This window comes from Sapientia aquatica (assembly GCF_004358105.1).
In the GTDB taxonomy this organism is placed as follows: Bacteria; Pseudomonadota; Gammaproteobacteria; order Burkholderiales; family Burkholderiaceae_D; genus Solimicrobium; species Solimicrobium aquaticum.
The window spans coordinates 770,288-792,954 of record NZ_SMYL01000002.1 but is presented as its reverse complement, the minus strand read 5'-3'; the positions used below and the strand labels follow the sequence as shown (position 1 = coordinate 792,954).

16 protein-coding genes are annotated in these 22,667 nt (G+C 49.9%); 7 read left to right on the top strand and 9 right to left on the bottom strand.

Annotated features, from left to right (window positions below):
• Positions 1 to 6 precede the first annotated feature (6 nt).
• Together E2I14_RS07515 and E2I14_RS07510 are read right to left on the bottom strand one after the other, a co-directional pair.
• Positions 7 to 768, bottom strand: coding sequence for a hypothetical protein (locus E2I14_RS07515; RefSeq protein WP_133326978.1), 762 nt, complete (start codon positions 766 to 768; stop codon positions 7 to 9).
• A gap of 136 nt (positions 769 to 904) precedes the next feature.
• Entirely contained in the window at positions 905 to 1,825 is a 921-nt protein-coding gene (locus tag E2I14_RS07510) for an SDR family oxidoreductase (protein ID WP_133326976.1), read from the bottom strand.
• Positions 1,826 to 1,837: 12 nt separating this feature from the next.
• Here E2I14_RS07510 and E2I14_RS07505 point away from each other — a divergent pair, with 12 nt between their 5' ends.
• Complete coding sequence (locus E2I14_RS07505; protein WP_133326974.1) at positions 1,838 to 2,857, top strand: CDP-6-deoxy-delta-3,4-glucoseen reductase; 1,020 nt, start codon at positions 1,838 to 1,840, stop codon at positions 2,855 to 2,857.
• A 628-nt stretch (positions 2,858 to 3,485) separates the two neighbouring features.
• Here the strand turns inward: E2I14_RS07505 and E2I14_RS07500 are convergent.
• Positions 3,486 to 3,911 (bottom strand): CBS domain-containing protein, encoded by a 426-nt coding sequence (locus tag E2I14_RS07500; protein WP_133326972.1) that lies wholly within the window; start codon positions 3,909 to 3,911, stop codon positions 3,486 to 3,488.
• Between the two features lie 328 nt (positions 3,912 to 4,239).
• Here E2I14_RS07500 and E2I14_RS07495 point away from each other — a divergent pair, with 328 nt between their 5' ends.
• A complete protein-coding gene (locus E2I14_RS07495; protein WP_165967781.1) occupies positions 4,240 to 7,320 on the top strand; it encodes an EAL domain-containing protein in 3,081 nt (1,026 codons plus the stop codon).
• Positions 7,321 to 7,373: 53 nt separating this feature from the next.
• Here E2I14_RS07495 and E2I14_RS07490 read toward each other — a convergent pair whose 3' ends face one another.
• Positions 7,374 to 9,335, bottom strand: coding sequence for a CocE/NonD family hydrolase (locus E2I14_RS07490; protein ID WP_133326968.1), 1,962 nt, complete (start codon positions 9,333 to 9,335; stop codon positions 7,374 to 7,376).
• 211 nt (positions 9,336 to 9,546) lie between these two features.
• Here E2I14_RS07490 and E2I14_RS07485 point away from each other — a divergent pair, with 211 nt between their 5' ends.
• The 4 genes from E2I14_RS07485 (at position 9,547) to E2I14_RS07470 (ending at position 14,540) form a co-directional block, all read left to right on the top strand.
• Positions 9,547 to 11,457: a flavin monoamine oxidase family protein gene (locus E2I14_RS07485; RefSeq protein ID WP_133326966.1), complete on the top strand. Its 1,911-nt coding sequence runs from the start codon at positions 9,547 to 9,549 to the stop codon at positions 11,455 to 11,457.
• 108 nt (positions 11,458 to 11,565) lie between these two features.
• Entirely contained in the window at positions 11,566 to 12,270 is a 705-nt protein-coding gene (locus tag E2I14_RS07480) for a pirin family protein (protein ID WP_133326964.1), read from the top strand.
• A gap of 169 nt (positions 12,271 to 12,439) precedes the next feature.
• The gene (locus E2I14_RS07475) at positions 12,440 to 13,492 is read left to right on the top strand and encodes a permease (protein ID WP_133326962.1); all 1,053 of its coding nucleotides are present in this window, start codon (positions 12,440 to 12,442) and stop codon (positions 13,490 to 13,492) included.
• Positions 13,493 to 13,553: 61 nt separating this feature from the next.
• On the top strand, positions 13,554 to 14,540 hold the full coding sequence (locus E2I14_RS07470) for a GGDEF domain-containing protein (RefSeq protein WP_133326960.1): 987 nt from the start codon (positions 13,554 to 13,556) through the stop codon (positions 14,538 to 14,540).
• A gap of 91 nt (positions 14,541 to 14,631) precedes the next feature.
• On the opposite strand, the gene E2I14_RS07465 is transcribed toward E2I14_RS07470, so the two are convergent.
• Positions 14,632 to 15,135: a DinB family protein gene (locus tag E2I14_RS07465; RefSeq protein ID WP_133326958.1), complete on the bottom strand. Its 504-nt coding sequence runs from the start codon at positions 15,133 to 15,135 to the stop codon at positions 14,632 to 14,634.
• Positions 15,136 to 15,176: 41 nt separating this feature from the next.
• The gene (locus tag E2I14_RS07460; protein ID WP_133326956.1) at positions 15,177 to 16,223 is read right to left on the bottom strand and encodes a fatty acid desaturase family protein; all 1,047 of its coding nucleotides are present in this window, start codon (positions 16,221 to 16,223) and stop codon (positions 15,177 to 15,179) included.
• 290 nt (positions 16,224 to 16,513) lie between these two features.
• On the opposite strand from E2I14_RS07460, the gene E2I14_RS07455 reads away from it, so the two are divergent.
• Positions 16,514 to 16,894: a hypothetical protein gene (locus tag E2I14_RS07455; protein WP_133326954.1), complete on the top strand. Its 381-nt coding sequence runs from the start codon at positions 16,514 to 16,516 to the stop codon at positions 16,892 to 16,894.
• Positions 16,895 to 17,081: 187 nt separating this feature from the next.
• Here E2I14_RS07455 and E2I14_RS07450 read toward each other — a convergent pair whose 3' ends face one another.
• Genes E2I14_RS07450 through imuA form a run of 3 tightly spaced genes read right to left on the bottom strand, consistent with a single transcriptional unit; the run spans position 17,082 to position 22,445 of the window.
• A complete protein-coding gene (locus E2I14_RS07450; RefSeq protein ID WP_133326952.1) occupies positions 17,082 to 20,216 on the bottom strand; it encodes an error-prone DNA polymerase in 3,135 nt (1,044 codons plus the stop codon).
• A 2-nt stretch (positions 20,217 to 20,218) separates the two neighbouring features.
• Positions 20,219 to 21,688: a Y-family DNA polymerase gene (locus E2I14_RS07445; RefSeq protein ID WP_133326950.1), complete on the bottom strand. Its 1,470-nt coding sequence runs from the start codon at positions 21,686 to 21,688 to the stop codon at positions 20,219 to 20,221.
• Positions 21,621 to 22,445, bottom strand: coding sequence for a translesion DNA synthesis-associated protein ImuA (gene imuA, locus E2I14_RS07440; RefSeq protein ID WP_227544633.1), 825 nt, complete (start codon positions 22,443 to 22,445; stop codon positions 21,621 to 21,623). Before imuA ends, E2I14_RS07445 begins: the two co-directional genes overlap by 68 nt.
• Between the last annotated feature and the right edge of the window lie 222 nt (positions 22,446 to 22,667).

Below are 22,667 nucleotides of genomic sequence, written 5' to 3'. Positions count from 1 at the left end.
ACAGCGTTAAAAATGGGTCCCAATAATAAACTTGATTACCCATTTATCCGATTCGCTAGTCAATCCTCGCCCAATGCCAGCATTCAAATCAATGCCGCCAAATTCGTGATCCAACGCGGCGTACAAGGTTTTACTATTTTGATTCAAGGCTTGAAGCTGGCGCAGTGGGCCAAATTCGCTGTACAGCTCAACGCCGATTTGAGTTTTTTCGCTAACGCTGTAAGCGAGCTTGCCGTCCACATCCAAAGTTACAGGACCGCCGCCGGACGACAAACTCCAATCAATATTCGGATTCAGCGCAAAAGTCCACTCGCCCGTTCGGAAGCCCCAAATTCCTTTTAGCTCGGCATTCCAAGGCAACTCGGACGCGGCCAGATTGGTTCGACCGGCTTCCAAATTAACGCCCCAAAACATCCCTTTTTCAGCATCATGCGGCGCGATGTACTTGATCCTGAACTTACCGCCTTCGATATGGCTGGTGCCGTCACTTTCAAACGCGCTTAATACATACATTCCGAGTTCAACATTGTCGGTCAAACCGTAATAAAACTCCGGGGTAAGCCGGTATTGATGCGCAGCAGGCAAAGCGCCCGGATAGGCCGGATTGGAGTCGCCGGACACGACGTAGTTGTTGTGCACGTCCAGACCAAACTTACCCGGAGCACTGAGATCGTCCATATAGACTTGTATTTCCTCTGGCGCTGCCAAGCAGCAAACCGGTGAGCACAGAACACTCAGCAAGGCGATAGAACACAGTGTTGGTTTCAAGTGAAGCTCCAGAAAGAAAAAATTTTTCTGGATTGTAATGGAGTTTGAATCGCGCCGCAGGCCGCCACTTCCAACTTGGTAGCCAGCGGAAATGAGCAAATTAACACAACTATATTCAACGAGTAGCGGCGAATAATCAAATCACCGCCAACCCTTCCCGCACCGATGGATATAACAAGCGCACACCCAATTCAGCCTTAATACGCTCGTTACTCAAACGGCGTGATTCCGACATAAATGACAGCAGCATCGGGTTGACTTGCTTGACCAACTCATAGCGCGGCAAGCGCGGCGCTTTGGGGAGATTGAACTTTTCAGCGACCAAATCGAAGTAGTCGCCCATCAATAAATTGCTGTCGTCGGACGAGTGATAAATGCGCGATGAACTGGCATGAAATAAGGCTTTAAGCGTCATGCGCGCCAAGTCGTCGGCATGGATGTGATTGGTGTACACATCTTCAATCGGCAGCAAGGCAGGCGTGCGTTTTTTTAAGCGTTCAATCGGCAGGCGATCGGCAGCATAAATTCCTGGGACACGCAAAATACTCAGCGCTGACCCGGTACGGCGCGCCCAACGTCGCCAAACTTGTTCGGCATCAACGCGGCGAATCGCACGCGCGTTGCGTGGCGCGACAGTGCGAGTTTCGTCGATAAAGTCGCCTTCGCAATCACCGTACACGCCCGATGTGGAAATATAAACGAGGCGACAACGGCGCGATATCACGGCAGCCAAATGTCGGCTGCGCGTGTCTTTTTGTCCTTCGGAAGGTGGCGGTGCCAAATAAATAATATGACTAGCTAAACCCGCCAAACGCGCCAAACTGGCCGGATCATCCAAATTTGCCACCACCGGAATCGCCCCAGCATTACGCAATTCTTGGCACCGTTCAGGCTGGCTGGTGAGCGCAAAAACTTTGAACTGCGCACGAGCTGGCAGACAGGAATTGCCCTGTAATTGCGCCCCCAAAAGCGGTAGAATACGCATCCCTACGTCGCCACAGCCAATAATTAAGACCCGTGGCAGACCTATTTTTTTGCTATTTTTATCTTTTTTCATGTGCAGGATGATATGACTTTTCAAGTAACTGTTAGCCCAAGTGGACGCCAATTTGACTGCGGCGCCGACGAAACAATTTTAGCCGCCGCAACCCGCGCTGGCGTTGGACTGCCACACGGTTGCAAAAACGGCGCATGCGGCGCATGCAAGGGACGGATTCTATCTGGCCAAACTGTTCTGGGCAAACATCAAGAAAAAACGCTTCCTGCTGAAGAACAAGCACAAGGTTTTTCACTATTCTGCTGCGCCACACCGCAATCCGACGTCCATATCGAAGCGCGTGAAATCGAAGCCGGTGAATTCGCCAGCAAAAAACTGCCAACCCGCATCGCCAAAATTGAAAAGCTGTCGCACGATGTAATGCTCATCAATTTGCAATTACCCGCCACCGAAAAATTCAACTACCGCGCTGGCCAATATATCGACTTTTTGCTACGCGACGGCAAACGCCGCAGCTACAGCATGGCCAACGCCGCACACAGCAGCGACCAAGTCAGCCTGCACATTCGCCATATGCCGGGCGGCTTATTTACCGACCAAGTTTTCTCAACGCTAAAAGAACGCGACATTTTGCGCATCGAAGGACCGCAAGGTACGTTTTATCTGCGCGAAGGTAGCGAAAAACCGATCGTCATGCTCGCCTCCGGTACCGGATTTGCCCCCATCAAAGCGATCATGGAACACGTCATCGAACAAGGCATCACTCGCCCAATCAACCTGTACTGGGGCGGCCGCCGTCCAGAAGATTTGTACCTAAATCAGCTATGTTTAGATTGGGCAGCGCAACTACCTAACTTCACCTACATCCCAGTCGTCTCCAACGCCACCCCAGAAGACAATTGGACCGGCCGCACCGGCTTTGTGCATCAAGCGGTATTGGATGACCTAAGCGATTTATCCGGCTACCAAGTGTATGCCTGCGGAGCACCGATAGTCGTCGATTCAGCCAAGCGTGATTTTGTGGCGCTCTCTAAATTGCCAGCCGATGAGTTTTATGCAGATTCGTTTATTTCGGAAGCAGATTTGGCATAAGAAGATAGCGCCGGTCTTTACTGAACCGGCGACTATTTGAAGGGTAGTAAGTTGGGGATTGCCCCTGTGGCCCAATAGAGGAGGAGTGCTCGCCTGCATGCGAACACCGTTGAGCGCGCGATTGGCATGCCAATCGAAACCCACACTGCACCTGAAACAGCGATACTTTCTGCTCCATTTTGGCACCCAAAAAGTCGGCAACGACAGATGGGTGGGTAAATCAAAATTATCTAATTTAACCAACCCAAAATCCTGTAATCACAGGAATTTTTTGACATTAACCCACTGTATTTCGGCCGGTTATTTTTCCAAATAATGGATCAGGAAGTAGCGTTGTCTGAGCGCAGCGAGTTTCGCTACTTTCCCATTTTTTGGAAAAATAATCGGGGTTTCCGAAATACCGTGGTCGCCTTTTTTGGGTTACCTTTTTTGGCGAGACAAAAAAGGTGACTAGCTGTCGGGCTACCCCCGACCCCAAGTCCTAGATCAACTACAAACAGCGAAAACGGTTTCTAGCCATCAGCCCCCACCGCCCCGCGATCTACAATGCACGACAACCCCCAACTAAATATTGGCTTACAAAGCTCAATCAGTAACAAAAATTTGACGATAAAAAAAATGATTTAGCTCAATTTGTCGCCAACCCATCATTCCCCTTCCTAATACTCCTCAAAACATCCCTCCAACTAACAATCCCCACCACCTTATTCCCCAAATTAACAATCGGAATACAAGAAATCCGATGTGCATTAAACAAATCAATCGCATCGTCCACACTCGCCTGTTCATTAAGCACAAAGGGCTTACGCGTCATGATTTGATGCACCCGCTTATTTAACGTGGCCGCATCTTTATAACTCTCGGTCGCCGTTCCAATATTAGGACTTAGCGCCTTAAACAAATCACTGTCCGATACCACGCCCACCAGCACCCCGCCATCCACCACCAGCAAATGCGAAAACTGGCAGTGATCGAAAATATCCTTCACAGTCGATAACTTGTCGTCCATTCCTATCGTTACCACCCGCTGCGTCATAATTTTAGTAACGCTCATCACGCTCCCTCCATAGCAATTTAGCAAAACCAAACTACGCCGTTCCTGTAGCTTTAGTTTAGGCGCTAAAAAAGTGAATGGTGTTACACAATTTTCGGCAAAATAAAATTTACCTCCTATACTAAAAAAGCTAGTAAACCGATATTCCTAAGTCATCACGAATTTATTATTAATAAATTAATAAAAATAAAAGATCGCCACCAAACCTAGCGAGTTTGGCTTTTGCTTTGTATTTTTAATCAACGTAAATTTTTCTAAAAACGTCGAAATCAATGCCGCAATTGAATCAACGATTTCAAAAATATCTGCTGAATTTATGGAGATAGGCATGTCCGGCGGTGAGAATAAAAACAATCTACAACCGAGCATTAATTACGCCAACGAGGATGGCGTGTTTGACATATGGGAAAACGATTTATCCACGGGTCGCTTCATCCATAAGTCCAACCGCATCTTTGCCGCACTCGGCTACACGCCCGACGAAATCGCGCCTGATATTGATTCGATCTGGGATTTTATTCATCCGGACGACATTCCCAACATCCAACGACTCCTCAACGAATTGTTATCGGGCGTCACCGACCAATACCATTGCGAATTTCGCTTGCGCGCCAAGAATGGCGATTGGATTTGGTATGCCAACCACAACAAAGTATTGGATCGCGATGCCACCCAACTTGGCAGTCGCTTTGTCGGGGTAACGCTCGACATTCATGAGAAGAGGAATCGCGATAAAGAAAAAACTGTACTGCTGCGCACCCACAAGTTGTTAAACGCTTGCACCAATGCGTTAATCGAAGCGCACACCGAGCAAGAATTACTTGATTCGATTTGCACCCTAACCACAACCATCGGTGGCTACAAAATGGCGTGGGTCGGTTACGCGCAGCACGACGCGAATAAATCTGTCGTCATTCAATCGCACTACGGAATTGACCTTGAATACTGCCAGCAAGTACAAATAACTTGGTCTGATACGCCCACTGGGCAAGGCCCGATTGGCTCTGCTATTCGCACCAATTCAACTATCGTCTATCAGGATTATGTCAACAACCCAAGGGTGACTTTGTGGCGTGACTGGGCTACGGCAAGCGGTTTTGGCTCCAGCATTGGCTTGCCATTAAACGTCAATAATCAAGTCATCGGGGCTATTAGCGCCTATGCCGACGAAGATTTTGCGTTCAGTAAGCCCGAGGTGGAGTTACTGGAGGAATTGGCCAAAATACTTTCCTACGGCATTGAGACCTTACGCACCCGGCTGCAAAACACGCAAGCGCAAGTCGCCTTGATGAATGAGAACGAAAAAAATCTCGCCCTACTGCATAACGCCAGCGATGGAATTCATATTCTCGATGAACAAGGTAATGTGATTGAAGTAAGCGATTCATTTTGCGAAATGCTGGGCTATACCCGCGCCGAAATGATAGGCATGAATGTCTCGCACTGGGAAGGCCAGCTCTCGCAAAAAGAGTTAGATGAAAACTTAACTCACCAACTCTCACAAAAAAAGCGCGTCTTATTTGAGACAGTACATTTACGCAAAGACGGCACGATATTCAACGTCGAAGTTAGTGGCTTTCCGTTGCAATTGAATGGCAAACCGGTTCTATTCAGTTCGTCCCGCGACATCAGCGCCCGTAAAAAAATTGAAGACAATTTACACAAAAAGCAGCGCCAATTAATCGCCAATGAAAAAAAATTCCGCGAACTGCTCAGCAACCTTAACATCGCCATTATTGTTCACAATCCAGACACCAGCATCACTTACAGTAATCCACGCGCATCCGAATTATTGGGCTTAACGCCCGACCAACTTCAAGGCAGAGTTGCTTTCGATCCGGCTTGGTGTTTTATCAATGAGCAAGGCTCGGTGGTCTCAATCGAAGAATATCCGGTCAATAAAGTCCTCTCCACAATGACGCCGCTTGAATCGCACGTCTTGGGAGTAATTACGACGAATGCCAACGATATTGTGTGGCTGTCGACCAATGCCTTTCCTGAGTTCGACGAAGAAGGCACGCTGCGCCAAATCATTGTCCATTTTGATGACATCACGGCGCGCAAACAGGCCGATGAGCAAATTCATCATTTGGCCTTCTTCGATGATTTAACCGGATTACCGAATCGGCGTTTGTTGATGGATAGACTTAACTCGGCCCTTGCCACCTCAGCACGCAACAAGAAATACGGCGCAGTATTGTTTATCGATCTCGATCGCTTTAAAACCATCAACGATGTATTAGGACATGACTTTGGCGACTTGTTATTGAAAGAAGTCGCCAAGCGGATTCAAGCCTGTGTGCGCCGAGTCGATACGGTCGCGCGTTTGGGCGGCGATGAATTTGTGGTGGTTTTGCTGGACTTAGACGAACAAACCTCGGTTGCAACCCAAAAAACCGCGATGATTGCCGACAAAATCCGCCAATCACTGTCCAGCACCTACAAGATCAAAGGCAACGAACAGCACAGCTCGCCTAGCATCGGCGTAAGCATGTTTTATGACAATCAGGATTCGGCAGAAAGCTTACTGCGCCAAGCCGATATGGCGATGTACAAAGCCAAAGATTCGGGTCGCAACGCGTTCCGCTTCTTTAATCCAGAAATGCAATCAGCCGTTGAAACGCGCGCATTGTTAGAAGCCGATCTGCGCTACGCGATTCCCGATAATCAACTCTGTTTGATGTATCAAATTCAAGTCGATAACCAACATAATCCGCTCGGCGCGGAAGTGTTAATCCGTTGGGTGCATCCCAAGCGCGGCTTGGTATCGCCTATGCAATTTATCCCCATCGCGGAAGAAAGCTCCTTGATTTTAGACATTGGCGGTTGGGTCATTAAAGAAGCCTGCCGTCAGCTAGCGCATTGGGCTAAGTTTGAAATGACGGAAAAACTCACTATTGCGGTCAACGTCAGCGCGCAGCAATTCCGGCAAATTGATTTCGTCGATGTGGTGCTCAGAACACTTAATATTTATCAGGTAAAACCTGAGCGTTTAAAGTTAGAACTGACTGAAAGCGTGGTGTTAAATGACGTCAATGACGTGGTCAATAAAATGCACGCCTTAAAAGAAATTGGCGTGCAACTGTCGATGGATGATTTTGGAACTGGTTATTCTTCGCTGTCTTATTTGAAGCAATTACCACTCGATCAGATCAAGATCGATCAAAGTTTTGTGCGCGATATCACGAGCGACCCGAACGATGCGGTGATGGTCAAAACCATCATCGATTTAGCTAAAAACTTCCATCTAAACGTGATTGCTGAAGGTGTGGAAAACGAAGAACAACTCAACTTTTTGAAGTCGCACGGTTGCGAAGCATATCAGGGCTATTTATTTAGTCGGCCAATTTATATCGATCAGTTTGAAGAACTGCTATCTGCCGCATCGGCACCGCAATTGTTTGAATAATGTAGGGCATCCACATCGGATGCCCTATCGGCCTACAGGACAACTAGCCAGTCTTATTTGCCCATTTCGACAATCGGCAATTCAACATAACTATCACTGCCCGCACCGTAATAAATACGCTGCGTCGCCTTCTTGTAATCCCCTGCTTTGGCTAAGAAAATATTTGGCACAAACGTTTGTGGATTGCGATCATACAGCGGGAACCAGCTAGATTGAATCTGTACCATGATGCGATGCCCCGGCAAGAACACATGGTTTGCAGTCGGCAAAGCAAAGGTGAACGGCAAGGCTTTGTTGGCCGCGATTGGCTTGGCGGCCTCAAAGCCTTCACGGTAACGACCACGGAAAATATCGGCAGAAATCATCAATTGATAACCGCCCATCGCCGGTTGGCTGGCTACTTCATCTGGATACAGATCAATCACTTTCACTACCCAATCCGAATCGGTGCCGCTAGTCGATGCGATTAAATGCGCAACGGGTTCGCCGCTAATTTTGAGTGGTGCTATCAAGACATCGGTAGTAAAGGTCAAGACGTCGGTACGGCCAGATGCTTCGCGTTGATCGTCCGCCAACCAGCGCGGCCATGTTTGGCCTTTTAACTCGTCATAACCATTGGGTGGAATTGGGCGTGAGCGGAATGGCACTGGCTTGGCTGGATCGGAGACATATTCTTCAAACCCGGCAGCCGTTGCAGCTTTGAAGCTAGCTTTTTGATCTGGCGTTAAATGCAATGCAGTTGGTTTGATGGTGCAACCGCTGGCGCAACCCGACGGCCAGGAATTCAAACTACGCCATTTATTAGTGCCGGTCTCAAACGCCGACACGGCAGGAATCTGAGCGCTGGTTTTATCGTCCTTTAAGTAACGATCTAAGAATGGACGCAATATCTCTTGACGGAAATGCAGCGCGGTGTCACTGCTAAAGTGAAGCGCGCCAAGGCTGCTGCCTTCCTGAATGCCACCGCCATGCACCCATGGGCCCATCACTAAGAACAGATTATTGTTGCTGTCTTTGGGCTTAACTGCTTTGTACACGGCAATCGCACCATAAATATCTTCGGCGTCCCACAAACTATGCACCAGCAAGGTTGGCACGGTCAGCGGCTGCTTGGCGAGGATTTGGTCCATCGCTTGTTCGCGCCAGAATTGGTCATAGCTTGGGTGTTGGATGATTTTTTGCCAAAAACCGATTTGGTCTAAACCGCGTTGATGCGCTAATTCACCGGCAGAACCAGCACGGATAAACATGTCGTAATCGTCAAAATGACTGGTAATCCATTTCGCTTCATTTTTGCGGGTGGCGACTTGTTCTAGGATGTAGGACAAATTAATTTGGCGGAACGCGCCGTTATGAAACCAATCGTCGCCACGCCAACCATCAACCATCGGGTTCATCGGCACAGCGACTTTTAACGCAGGATGCGGTTTGATTAAAGAAACTAAAGGCAAATAGCCATCGTAGGAAATCCCAATAATCCCGACCTTGCCGTTTGACTCAGGAATATTTTTGCTCAACCAATCGATGGTGTCCCAAGCATCGGTCGAATCATCCACCGGCGTTGGATTGAGCACGCCATGCAGTGGGCGGTTCATCACGTAGTCGCCCTCAGAATCGTATTTACCGCGCACATCTTGGATCACACGAATATAGCCGCCATCAACGATCACATCCGTCGCATTATCGTAGCCTTGCAGGATGGAAGCCATGTGCGGGCTTTCAGCGTGGCCAGTCAATTCGCCGGCGCTGTAGGGCGTGCGCGTCAACAAGATCGGCGCATTTTTAGCGCCCTTGGGCAACACGATCACGGTATTGAGTTTGACGCCATCGCGCATCGGAATCGCCACAACACGCTTAACATAATCAAAATAGTCAGTCGGGGGCTCAAAGTTCGCAGGTGTTTCGCTGGGATATGCGGGATATTGCGCTTTGACAGTGTCGGTTTGTGCCAAGCTTGCTTGCGAAATCACGAAAATACTGGCGAGCAAGGCCAGTTTAAAATTAAAGGTAGTCATTGGATTCCTTTTCAACAGCAGAGGGTGTGTCTAGGATGGGTGGCTAAAAGCAGTTTCATATGTTGTCACAGAACAATTTTCCCAGCAATACGAATTTCAAGGACAAAGTTCACAATTCGCATTTAAAATAGTTCTTTATAGAAATAAAAAGGCAGCAGTTTTAATCTGAGCGGTTCAATCACATAAAAAATATCCAACGGGGAGCTGAGGTATGGCAAAGAAAAATAACGGTATTACACGACGTGATGTTTTACAAAGTATGGCGCTAGCAATCACGGCGCCTAATTTATTGGCCAATAACGCCAGCGCACAGCAAGCTGCCGATATGCCTGCGCCCAATACTTCCACCGACCCCAGCGCTGCCGACTACTACCCACCAACGCGCACTGGACTGCGCGGAACCCACGTCGGCGCATTTGAGCCAGCTCATGCGCTGCGCGATGGACTGCAAGCTGTTCCCATTCAAGAAACTGGTCAACATTACGATTTGGTCATTGTTGGCGCGGGCATTAGCGGATTATCGGCGGCGTGGATGTATCGCCAGCAGCGCCCTAATGCAAAAATTTTGGTGCTCGATAATCACGATGATTTTGGTGGACATGCCAAGCGCAATGAATTCCATTTCAACGGCCAGATGCATTTAATGAACGGCGGCACGCTCAGTATCCAAAGCCCGCGTCCATACAGCAAAGTGGCGGAATCGTTGTTGCTATCAGTAGGAATCAATTCACACAATTTAGTCACCCGTATTCAAAATCGCCAATTTTATGAAAAGCACGGCTTAAGCAACGGTGTCTATCTCGACGCCGACGCCTACGGCAGCAATGCCATCATTCGCAAAACGGCTAAAACCAAGTGGAAACAAGCGTTAAAAGATGCCCCCTTAAGCCCACAAGCCCGCGCTGACATCGAGCGCATTGAAGAAGCACAGATAGACTACTTCCCCAAAATTAGCGGCAGCAAGAAAAAAGAACTGCTGAGCAGCATGTCGTATTTGGATTACCTCAAAAATGTGGTTAAAGCCGATCCTGATGCAGTGAAGTTTTACCAACAGCGCACGCACGGCGAATTCTGCATCGGCATCGACGCGGTTACCGCATTAGATTGCTGGGGCTTAGGTTTGCCAGGCTTCCAAGGTTTAAAACTGCCCGCCGGCTCAATTCCACGCATGGGCCCAACCTGCGCAGGCTTTGCCGATACAGGCGGATCGGTCGATGTGCATTTGCCGGACGGTGGCGCGACGGTGGCGCGTTCCTTGGTCAGAGCACTGATTCCTGCCGCCGTGCCGGGTCACAATATCGACGATTTAATTACCTCCAAAGTTGATTACAGCTTGCTCGACAAGCCCGACAATCCGACCCAGATTCGCCTCAATTCCATCGTGGTAAGCGCCCAAAACACCGTGAGCGAGGACAAAAAAAATGCGGTTAGGATTGAATACATCTCGCACGGTCAAGGCTACGCTGTTCAGGGAACGCAATGCATCTTGGCGTGCTGGAATATGGTAATTCCGTATCTTTGCCCAGAATTACCAGAGCCACAAAAAGCCGCTCTGCAATCCTTGGTCAAAGCACCGCTGATTTACGCCAGTGTCGCGCTTAAAAACTGGAAAGCATTTGAGAAACTCGGTGTCGCTCGGATTCATTCGCCAGCGGCTTTTTTCTCGGATGTGTGGCTCAATGAATGGCTCTCAATCGGCAGCTACCACACGCCGCAATCGTCCGATCAGCCCATCATTTTGCACATGGTGCATACACCCTGCGCGCCCGGCCAAAACGGTACCGATCAATTACGTATTGGTCGCGCCAAAATGTTGGCGACCTCACTCGAAACCTATCAGCAAGAAATCCGTAAACAACTCGATGGCATGTTGGGTTCCGCCGGATTTAATTCCAGCACCGATATTTTGGCCATGACAGTCAACCGCTGGCCGCATGGTTACGCTTACGAATACGATCCGATGTTGGGCCCTCCTTCGGCTAAAGGCCAAGAGCCGTTTGTCATTGCGCGTGGCCGCTTTGGCGCCATTGCCATTGCCAATTCGGATTCGGGTGGACAAGCGTATATGGATTCGGCCATCGACCAAGCGCACCGCGCCGTCAATGAGTTGCTTCACGGTTAGAAAAAATGGTGTAGGCTTCGGTTTTTATTGAAGAGCAAAAGGACTTTTAACAGTATTTCAACAAACTGGTAAAAGTCCTTTGTCCATCTACATTTAGCCCAATTAATTATGATTACTTTAAGAAAATCGCAAGATCGCGGCTATGCCGATCATGGCTGGTTGAAAAGCTTCCATTCGTTTTCCTTCGCGGGTTATTACGATCCACAGCACATGGGTTGGGGTAATTTGCGAGTCATCAACGAAGACCGCATCGCACCCGGAATGGGCTTTGGTACCCACAGCCACCGCAATATGGAAATCATTAGCTATGTGCTGTCCGGCGAATTGGCGCACAAAGATAGCATGGGCAACGTCAAAGGTATTCCACCGGGCGACGTACAACGCATGAGCGCAGGATCGGGCGTAACGCACAGTGAATTCAATCATGCCGAAGGCAAAGAAACGCATTTTTTGCAGATTTGGATTATGCCCAATGTGGCTGAAATTGCACCAAGCTACGAGCAAAAAGCTATTGCTGCGGCAGCCAAAGATGGACAACTAACCTTAATCGCCTCCAACAATCCCAACGAAGGCGCGGTAAAAATCTATGCCGATGCTTCGCTGTACGCGGGCGTATTCAACGCTGGCCAAGCGGCTCATTTAACTCTTGGCCTAGCGCGCAAGGCTTACGTGCATTTAATCCGCGGTCAACTCGATGTTAACCACACTACGCTGCACGCTGGCGATGCATTGCTAATCGAAGACGAAACCCAGATCACTATTGCTAATGGTAGCGATGCCGAAGTCTTGGTCTTTGACCTAGCATTGGTTTAATGACATCAAGTCAGGTAATTTGACCAACAATAAACAAAACAGAAAGCCAGATAACGGGCCCTGCCCCGCATTCTGCGCTTTCTTATTTTTGTACAAGGTGTATCTTGCTCATAGCTTTGTAAGCAAGCACTCAACGTGCTATTTAAACGTCTAACTAACTCAACTGAAAATGACTTCCACACCCGCACAACGCAACAAATTAGGTCTGATCACCTTCGCGCTGATTTTGATTGCTGGCTTGTTTTACGTGAAATGGTCGCCCTATTACCACAAGGCTTTCTTGGCTGCGGCCAATCACGCCATCGGCAATTCAATTTTGATGGGCAAAGATGCCAGCCCGCCGCCTGCTTCGCTGGACGCCGCGTTAGCTTATGCATTCGCCTACGGCAAAGCGATCTGGCAAGCGATGGTTTTAGGCTTGCTGCTAGGCTCGGGCGTGCAAGCCTTGCTGCCCGCAAACTGGGTTGCCAAGGCTTTGGGTGGAACCGGTTTTGGTAGCGTCGCCGCTGGCGGCTTGATGGGTATTCCGACCATGATGTGCACTTGCTGCGCGGCGCCGGTTGTGGCTGGTTTGCGCACACAAAAAGCATCCCCGGGTGCGGCGATTTCATTCTGGTTAGGCAACACCGTGTTAAACCCTGCTACCTTGGTATTTATGGGATTTGTACTAGGATGGAACTGGACTGTATTACGTTTGGTGATGGGATTAATACTGGTGTTTGGCTTGGGTTTTCTGGCGAACAAATTGATTACACCGGAAGAAGCTCAGTCTGCAAAAATCCAAATTGACCAATTAAGCGAAGCCAACTCGAACGAAAACATGTTCGTGCGGTGGTTGAAAATATTTGGAAAAATGGCAATCAAGCTAATCCCAGAATACATCGTGTTGATTCTGTTGCTTGGCGCAGCGCGGGCGTTTTTATTCCCACACATTGGCCCAGAAATCGGTAATAGCATTTTCTGGATTATCAGTTTTGCTTTGGCTGGCGCATTGTTTGTGATCCCAACTGCTGGCGAAGTACCGATTATCCAAGCAATGTTGGCACTAGGCTTAGGCGTCGGGCCTGCAGGCGCGTTGTTGATGACATTGCCGCCGATTAGTTTGCCGTCAGTGGCGATGGTGGCGCGCTCGTTTAAACCGACATTGTTAGCGTTAATCACCGCGGCGGTAATTGGTATTGGAATTATCACTGGCTTAATTGCAATTGCGTTAGGGTTTTAACTCGACCAGAAAGACGAGTGCCTGACTAAATTTGGACACGGCACTCGATTGGAGAACAACCATGAGCTCAACATTGGCATGCCCTCTTCCGCAAAACGAAGATCAACGTCTCGATGCGTTGCGCTCTTACGAAATATTGGATTCCGATCCCGAACTGGAATTTGATGCATTAACGCGGATTGCGACGCACACCTTCAATACGCCGATTGCGGTTGTAGCAATGATGGACAGCGACCGCCTTTGGTTTAAGTCACGCATTGGCTTAGACATCCCGCAGCTAGATCGCAAGATCGCTTTTTGCGCCCACACCATCAATACGCCCGATGCGCCGCTGATTGTGAATGATTTAAGCAGTGATATTCGTTTTGCGCGCAATCCATTGGTGTCACAAGCACCGCATTTGCGGTTTTATGCCGGCGCGCCTTTGCTGGATTCAAACGGCATGGCATTGGGCACAATCGCCATTATTGATGCCGCCCCTCGTACCTTTAATGACAGCCAAACCCACACGCTGGCTGACTTTGCTTCGCTCACGATGCTAGCCATGAATGCACGCAAACGTGCAATTGAACTGCGTCGCTTGGCACTGACCGACTACCTAACCGGCATCGGCAACCGCGCCCATTTCGACCAAGCTAACGCGACGGAAATGTGTAACTTCAGCCGAACCGGCGTGCCCTACAGCATTATCGCAATGGACTTAAACGGCTTCAAAACCGTCAATGATAATTACGGTCATAACGCCGGTGACCAAGTGCTGCGCATCGTGGCTGGCAGGTTATCCAAGCAACTACGCTCGGGTGATTTATTAGCGCGTTTGGGTGGCGATGAATTTGGCGTAGTAGCGCGTAATTGCGATCCTAAAACAGCCCAAATTATCGCCGTGCGCTTTGCCAAATCACTTGAACAACCCATCCAACTCTCCACCGGTGAGTTAGTCCAAGTTGGCATTAGTTATGGCGTTGCCACCGCGGCAGAGAACGACTCATCGAGCGAAGTGCTGCTGCACAAAGCAGATGATGAATTGTATAAGTCTAAAATTAGATAACAGCGCCTTCGGGCTTGGGCGGCTTACTCAGAGTACAGATAAAGAAATCTATCTGCGACGCAAAAAATAAACTCGGCGCGCCTCCACCACTTCAAGTGCGTCTAGCCGGTTCGGATTCATGTAGATATTTGGTAAAAATATCCCTAGGTGGAGCAATCGAGAGTTGCGCCAAAATTCGTCCCACCGCACCACGATGATAGCCGCCGTGCGTGACGACGTGCATGAGCATTTCTTCACGCGACATTTGCCCTTTGTCGCCATCCACAAAATTGAATCTCACCACTTCTTCCAACTCATCTCTGCCCAGTTGTGCGACATAGGCGACATACCAATTATCGGTTTCGACTACGGCAGCAAGAAGCGCTTCCAAGCTCGGCGTCTCTGGCGTATTAGTCGCGGTGAATGAATGTTTTAGACCTTGCAAATTAGCCTGAAAGATCCGATCGACAACATAGATATGATTCAAGATACGAATCGCCGCGTGTAACTCCTGTTTGTGTTCATCAGGCTTCAGCTTTTTGACAGTGGCGAAAATTTCTTGATTGGCCCACGCCTTGTAGTTGAACAGAGAGGTAAGAATTGTTGAATGGCTCATCGCTTTTAAAAACTAATTTGATTGCAGAAAATGTCCGCCTGTCAGACACCAGGTTTCGTTTGCCCCACTAAACGGCGCAAAATTTGACCGTAGCCAAGCTCCAAGGGTGCGCGTTGAAAAGCGCCCTGCTCGATCATCCATTGGTGCAATTTAGGCAGATTGTAGGATGGCACGGTTGGGGCCAAATGATGTTCAAAATGGTAGTTCACATAATTGGGTGCTACGGTTAAGCGCTCAAACCAATTCGCCTCGACGGTGCGCGTATTACCCCAAACATCGTTAGAACTAGTGCCTGCAAGTGCGCCGTGCTCAGCTGCATTGCGTATGCGGGTAAACACCATATAAGTCGTCATCCACGAGGCAGGCCACAACAAATAAACCAGGGGATGATTCAAGCAAACGAAGACGGCAAACAGGCCAGCATTAGCGATGACGCTGCGACGCAGATTCCAAAGCAGGCGCAACGGAGCTATCCGCATTGCAGGTGCAGTAGTTGAATCAGTGCTTGAAACCGGTTTGTAGCTGTAGCCTGCAATCGACTTTTCTGACGGCTTTTGTCCATACAAAAAGGCCAACGCCACCAACGAACGCAAACCAGTAATACCAACTAAATCACGCGCAAATTTGCGTAACAGCGATGAAGTGGAAACCGGATAATGGCGGTAATTAACCAGATCAGGATCGTCGGCGGTGCCGGTCTTAACGTGATGCGTCATGTGATATTGACGATATATTTCTAAATCCACCATGACCGGCGCGCCGCACAACCAATTGCCTAACCACTCGCCCAAGGGACGTGACGCGACAAACGAGCGATGCGCGCATTCGTGCGTCAAGATGCCTAAACCGAGTTGCCGACCACCCAGAATAATCATCGCAACAATAATCGTGTACCAAGCAGGTTGGAAGATCACGATAGCAAAGCTGAACGCGACCAAGATCCAATTGACCGCCAATATGCGTAAGGCGGTCAATGTGTGCTTTTCTAAAAACGGCTTTAAATTGTCACGCGGGATGGCGTCCCATGATGCACCGCCAGCGGGCTGGTTGGCGGCTTGTGCGTGTGCGGAATTATTAGCGCTAGTCAAAACAATCTCCCTGAACCTACATCGTTATTTTTTTAATTAAATTTTACTATTTTATTACTGCCGTTTTACTCAACTTAGCGGCGCTATCTTGAGCTATTTTTCCGTCCAAGACAACTTTATTGCTGTCGTCACTGGCAATCGATTCGATACATTTGGTAACCAGATAAACGATTTTGTGCATAAATCGCTGTAATCCAATTTAAAGAACGTCGCGTTATTAGTCGCACAGAGCTGCATAAATTAACCGCTCCGTACAACTCAAACACCCCATCATTATTTAGGAGAACACCATGTTTACAATGTCACGCAAACTCGCTTCGATCGCAATCTTAACTGGTCTGGCCGCATTATCCATTCAATCATCGTATGCACGGGATACGGATTTTGCCAAAGATCATCCACGTCGCGCTGAAGTCATTCAACGTGAAAAGCATCAAAAAGCAACTAATGCGAAAGACGCCAAAAATGGCAGTTTGACCCAAGCGCAAGCGCATCAGTTGAACAAAGAAGATAACAGTATTCGCCGCGAAGAACGCGCCGACGCAGCAGCGGGTGGCGGACGCATCACCAAGAGTGAGCAGAAACAGTTGAACCAACAAGAAAATGCGGTAAATGCTCAACGCAGCGCGGATATTCAATCTAACAAGGCAGGCATTGCAACGGGCAAATAATGCGCGGTGCAAACATGAGCAAAATGGGCGACTTGCGAGTTGCCCATTTTTTTATTGTTAGCTGCAGTCGCGAATGGAATGAAGGCGATTGTTGTCCCTAAAAAGAAACGCGCCGAGCGGATTATGCCGCCAGGCTAAGATTGGCTTTGGTGTTATCTACAATTAGCATTGCGCGCACTCCTTGGCCTTACGAAAAATTCCGACTCCGCGTCTCCAACTCGCCCAATAAATGCGACAAATCCACCAAGCGCATTGCGACTAAATGGCGCACGTTGTTTTGGGCTTGCCACTTGCCGTACACACCTAACAAACGCGCGCGTAATAATTCGGTGCGTTGTTTTTCCATTAGATTGGGCCAGACGATTACGTTGACGTTGCCGGTTTCGTCTTCCAATGTGACAAAGGTTACGCCCTTGGCGGTTTCGGGACGCTGGCGAACGGTGACGATGCCGCAGCCACGCGCTAGTTTGCCGTCGGGGAAAGTGTTGAGCTCGTCGGCGGCGCAAAAACGCATGGCGCGTAGGCGTTGACGTAGCAAGGCTAGCGGGTGTCGGCCTAGGGTTAAACCTAGATGACGGTAATCGGCCACGATATTGGCGCCTTCGCTAGGGGCTTCGAGTTGCAAATCCTCTTCCTCAATGGTGGCCATGCGCAGCAATCCTTTGTCGGGCACGCTGGCGACAGCTTGCCAGAGTGCTTGACGACGATTGCCGCTCATGGAAAACAGAGCGTTGGCAGCAGCTAGGGCTTTGATGTGGCCGGCGTTAAGTTGGGCCCGTGCTGCTAGATCGCGCGTGTGGGCAAACGGGCGAATAGCGCGGGCTTCTTCGATGCGCCAAGCGGCTTCGCGCTCTAGGCCTTTAACGTTATTCATGCCGAGTCGAACTGCACCATCGGGCTCTAAGCGGCTTTCCCAATTGCTAATCATCACGTCGACCGCCAGCACCACCACGCCGTGGCGACGTGCATCTTGAACCAGTGCTGAAGTTGAGTAAAAACCCATCGGTTGGCTGTTTAGTAGCGCAGTTAAAAAAGCCGCCGGTTCGTGGCATTTCAGCCAGCTACTGGCGTAGGCCAATAAGGCAAAACTGGCGGCATGCGATTCGGGGAAGCCGTACTCGGCAAAGCCGCGAATCTGGCCGATGATGCCAACCGCAAATTCGGTGCTATAGCCACGTTCGGCCATGCCGGACATGAGTTTATCTTCAAACTGTTCCAAACCGCCTTTGCGCTTCCATGCGGCCATGGCGCGGCGTAATTGATCGGCCTCGCCGGCAGAAAAACCAGCAGCCACCATGGCAATCTGCATGACTTGTTCTTGAAAGATCGGAATACCCAGCGTGCGCGACAAGACCGCTTCCATCGCAGGACTAGGGTAATCCACCGGATCAATGCCTTGGCGGCGGCGCAAATACGGATGAATCATGCCACCCTGAATTGGGCCGGGGCGGATGATGGCGACTTCGATTACCAAATCATAAAACTGCCGAGGTTGCAGACGCGGCAGCATCGACATTTGGGCGCGGCTTTCGATCTGAAATACGCCGACCGTATCGGCCTTGCTAATCATGTCGTATGTGGCGGCGTCTTCGGCGGGAATGTCTTGCAACTCAAACGGCTCGCCGCGCCGCTCGGACACAATCGCTAAAGCGCGGCGTATGCAACTAAGCATGCCGAGCGCCAGAATATCAATCTTCATCAATCCCACCGCGTCGATATCGTCCTTATCCCATTGCACAATCGAGCGATCAACCATGGCGGCGTTTTCTATCGGCACCAAGCGCGATAATTTGGAATGCGAAATGATGAAGCCGCCCGGATGCTGGCTTAGATGACGCGGAAAGCGCATGAGCTTTTCGGTCAATTCATTCCATTGCTCGGCAATATCCGAATCGGGATCAAAGCCGCAATCGCTTAAGCGCTTCTTCAAATCGGCCTTGCCGGCCCAGCGATGGCTGGCTTTGGCGACTTTATCGACGATGGACAAATCCACGCCCAAAGCTTTACCCACGTCGCGCAACACGCTACGCGGGCGGTAGGTAATGACCACAGCAGTTAAGGCGGCTCGTAGCCGACCGTATTTGTTGTAGATGTATTGAATTACTTCTTCGCGCCGTTGGTGTTCAAAATCGACGTCGATATCAGGCGGCTCGTTGCGTTCTTTGGAAATAAAACGCTCAAACAATAACGTGCCGCGTGATGGATCGACTTCGGTAATACCTAAGCAATAACACACCGCGCTATTGGCCGCCGATCCGCGCCCTTGGCACAAAATGCGCTGATTGCGGGCGAAGCGCACGATGTCATAGACGGTTAAAAAATAACTCTCGTAACGCATCTCTTCGATGAGTTGCAATTCATGTTCAAGCTGAGATTGCACGTTAGCGGGAATGCCGCCGGGATAGCGCCAATGCGCGCCGATATAGCTTTCTTGGCGCAGATAACTGGCCGGTGTAGCGCCGGGTGGTACGAGTTCATCAGGATATTCGTACTTCAATTCATCCAACGAAAAGGTACATAAACTAGCGACCAAAATGGTTTCATTGAGTGCGGAACGTGAATATAAATTGCCAAGTCGCAGGCGCGAGCGCAGATGTTGCTCGGCATTGGGCGCGAGTCGATAACCGCATTGCGCCACCGGAATCCCATGTCGAATCGCGGTCATCGTATCTTGAATGGTTTTGTACGAACGCACATGCATGCACACGTCGCCGGTGGCGGTAACTGGCAAACCGTATTCTTCAGCCACCGAAGACACCACGGCTTTATGAGCTTCGTCGTGCACGCGGTGATGCAAGGTTAAGGCAATGCGTGCGCGTCCCGGTGCGCATTGGATCAGCCACGCCGCTTGGCGCTCTAGCTTGTCATGGCTAATGCCGTATTCTGGGGCCAAGATGATTTGGCAATCAGGCAAACCTTTTAGATGCGCTAAATCGCCTATCGGATCAGCAATATCGCGCGGTCTGGCTAAATACGTGCCTTTGTCGCTGCGGGTTCTGGCTACCGTGATAAGTTCGGATAAATTGCCGTAGCCGTTTTTATTCATCGCCAAAATAATCAGCATAAAGGGGCTACTGCCGTCTTCCGGTGTGATGCAGATTTGGCTGCCGATGATGAGTGACAAGCCTAGCCGCTTGGCTTCGACATGCGCCTTCACCACGCCAGCCAACGTGCATTCATCGGTAATGGCTAAGCTGTGATAGCCGAGTTTGGCAGCACGTTGCACCAGTTGCTCTGGAGCTGATGCACCGCGTAGAAATGTATAGTGACTAAAGCACTGGAGTTCGGCGTACTCCGGAATATTGGATGTGAAGGACGACATGGTTAGGCATATAGTCCATGCAAATACCAACGCGGCTCGCGCGTGCGTTCTAGATAAATCCAGTAGCAACTCGCGTTATTGTCTTGCGCCACAAAGTAATCACGCGCCGTGGTTTGTTTATCCCACCAACCAGCCTCAATCCGTTCTGGCCCGCGCACTAGCTTTAAGGGCGAACCGTAAAAAGGCCGCTCGTCGCGCATTAGTAAGGCGATCGGTTTAGCTAATATCCAAAAAGGCCGTTCGACGATTTGGCCTTCGTCGTTTTTATTGTCGGGTTGATCGGTCACTGGCACCCAGGTATTGCAGATTTCAGGCCGATAATCGTGTACGCACGCCGGCGTTAAGACGCCCTCTTTGCCGACGCGCGCGATCAACAGCTCCATTAAGCGATTCCAATCCGCGCTTGTGCCACCCGGCTCGGGAAAAAGTGAGGTTGTCGGCGGCAGCATTTCGGCTAATTTTCTGACTTCTAAGCGAATCGCAATCACTGGTGCGATCAGTTCAGTACGCGCTAAGCGCTCTTGCAATAAGCGTAGTAAATGCTGTTCGTGCCAAGCGGGTTCGGCTAGGCCAATTTCAATCACGGTCGGTTCAATCGCGTTGCGACCGCGTTCATGTTCTAGCAATAATTCAAAATTACAGACGGCTTTATGTAGCGACACTAACCAGCCAGTGAGTTGCAGAATCAAACGGGTTGCGCCAAACATTAGGGCATCGGCGTGTTCAATCCGGTCGTAGGTTTCCAAGCGCGCTGAGAAGATGGTCGGCACTTGTATCCACTCAAACAATTCCGGCACTTGGCCGTAAGCGCGGTCGAGTTGTTCTAGCAAATATTGATCGGTGCGGCGTAACAATCCGGGACGCGGTAGTTTGCGGATGTCGCCCAACGTGACGACACCGATACCGGTGAGCCATTCTTCGTGCTTATGCGCTTGCGGCAAAATAGTGCAGACCAGACGATCTAATAGCCAAGTGAGGGTTTTCATGCTCAGACTGCGGCGACGCAGCACGCGCGATTTTTCACGCGGGCGGCGGGCTAATAACCATGCGCCAGTGGCGGTTGGCGCAGCGCCCAAAGTAATGGTAAATCCCAATCGGCGCACGCTATTAAGTACTTGCTGACAAATCGCAATCGGCCCACCAAACAGCGTTAAGCTAGCCGACACATCGAGCACGATACAGCCATCGTCCACGTTGACGACTTCTGGCGTAAATTGCAGCAACGCCATCGCAATGGCATCTAAAGCTAAATTTTCTTTATCAATATTCCGATCCAAGATCACCGTATCGGGAGCAACCGCCGACACGCCGCCCGCACGCATCCCGCTGCGCACGCCACACCGCAGCGCCTCGTGCGAGGCGACCAAAATCCGTCCTTGGTGCAGCACCGCGTAACAGCCGGGCTCAGACCAAGATGGACGTATCGCTTCGAGTGCCAACAACGGGACGTGTACGCACAACCACAGGCGCATTTTGTTGTTCCAAAGGGTGACGGGATACTGGCATGGTGACCAGCGGAATAAACAAGCGTTGCCCAGAAAGTGGGCCGCGCCGTTTGACGATTTTGAGCGAAATACCGCCCGCTGCCGGTCGCAGAGCAATACGCAACTGCGCCGGTGAAGAATCCATGCGCGCCGTCAACGGTCGCATTAACCACAACCAGGTATCGGTAGATTGCGCGGCTAAGTGCAAGCGTCGCAGCGATTCATTACGCACATTCGATTGCCACAAAATCACCGCACCGCCGCAACCGTTTTTTAAAATCTGCTCGGTCGCCCATAAAGCGTCGGCGGCGCTAGCGGTTTTAATCCACAGTAAATTGTGCGTAGCAATGCCCCAGCTTTTGCAGGCCATGGCTTGCGGCAAATACGGCGGTTGCACCAGCACGATTTTTTGCTTGACCGATAACTGCGATAGCACTGGTTTTAATAACTGCATCTCGCCAATGCCGGACTGTTGCAGCAGTAATTCAATCAAAGCCGAACGCGGCCAACCACGGCTGGGCAATTCGTCGTCGATGATGTCAAAACCGGTGGAACAGGTCGCGGTTCTACTAACGGCCATTTGATTGGCGCGCCACACGCCCTGCAATTCTGGCAATGCTGCGGGGTTAAATATGGGCGCAGCGGGATTGACTGCGGCAGCCGTTTCAGATGCCATGGCGGCGGCTCCGGCAGAAACAATTGCGGGGGCAGCGAAGCCTCCCAGTTCTTGTTGTATGGGTAACATATTTGATTTCCTGCACGTAAAATATACTGTATATATAAACAGTATATTGATGCATTTAGATCGCGTCAAGGAACAATCAAAGAAAGAATTTAACGTGGCGAAAAGCGCATGAAATATAGCAATTTGGCATTTTTTGCCGGTTTAAGACACGCTTAAAGCGCTAAAAATACTTTTCCCTATGAAAGGTTTAAGCAGCTTGATATACTGTATAAAATCACAGTC

Bases quoted from the DNA above. Each gene is read 5' to 3' on its own strand.
- E2I14_RS07510 (WP_133326976.1), bottom strand. From the start codon at position 1,825: ATGAAAAAAGATAAAAATAGCAAAAAAATAGGTCTGCCACGGGTCTTA.
- E2I14_RS07505 (WP_133326974.1), top strand. From the start codon at position 1,838: ATGACTTTTCAAGTAACTGTTAGCCCAAGTGGACGCCAATTTGACTGC.
- E2I14_RS07500 (WP_133326972.1), bottom strand. From the start codon at position 3,911: ATGAGCGTTACTAAAATTATGACGCAGCGGGTGGTAACGATAGGAATG.
- E2I14_RS07495 (WP_165967781.1), top strand. From the start codon at position 4,240: ATGTCCGGCGGTGAGAATAAAAACAATCTACAACCGAGCATTAATTAC.
- E2I14_RS07490 (WP_133326968.1), bottom strand. From the start codon at position 9,335: ATGACTACCTTTAATTTTAAACTGGCCTTGCTCGCCAGTATTTTCGTG.
- E2I14_RS07485 (WP_133326966.1), top strand. From the start codon at position 9,547: ATGGCAAAGAAAAATAACGGTATTACACGACGTGATGTTTTACAAAGT.
- E2I14_RS07480 (WP_133326964.1), top strand. From the start codon at position 11,566: ATGATTACTTTAAGAAAATCGCAAGATCGCGGCTATGCCGATCATGGC.
- E2I14_RS07475 (WP_133326962.1), top strand. From the start codon at position 12,440: ATGACTTCCACACCCGCACAACGCAACAAATTAGGTCTGATCACCTTC.
- E2I14_RS07470 (WP_133326960.1), top strand. From the start codon at position 13,554: ATGAGCTCAACATTGGCATGCCCTCTTCCGCAAAACGAAGATCAACGT.
- E2I14_RS07465 (WP_133326958.1), bottom strand. From the start codon at position 15,135: ATGAGCCATTCAACAATTCTTACCTCTCTGTTCAACTACAAGGCGTGG.
- E2I14_RS07455 (WP_133326954.1), top strand. From the start codon at position 16,514: ATGTTTACAATGTCACGCAAACTCGCTTCGATCGCAATCTTAACTGGT.
- E2I14_RS07450 (WP_133326952.1), bottom strand. From the start codon at position 20,216: ATGTCGTCCTTCACATCCAATATTCCGGAGTACGCCGAACTCCAGTGC.
- E2I14_RS07445 (WP_133326950.1), bottom strand. From the start codon at position 21,688: ATGCGCCTGTGGTTGTGCGTACACGTCCCGTTGTTGGCACTCGAAGCG.
- imuA (WP_227544633.1), bottom strand. From the start codon at position 22,445: ATGTTACCCATACAACAAGAACTGGGAGGCTTCGCTGCCCCCGCAATT.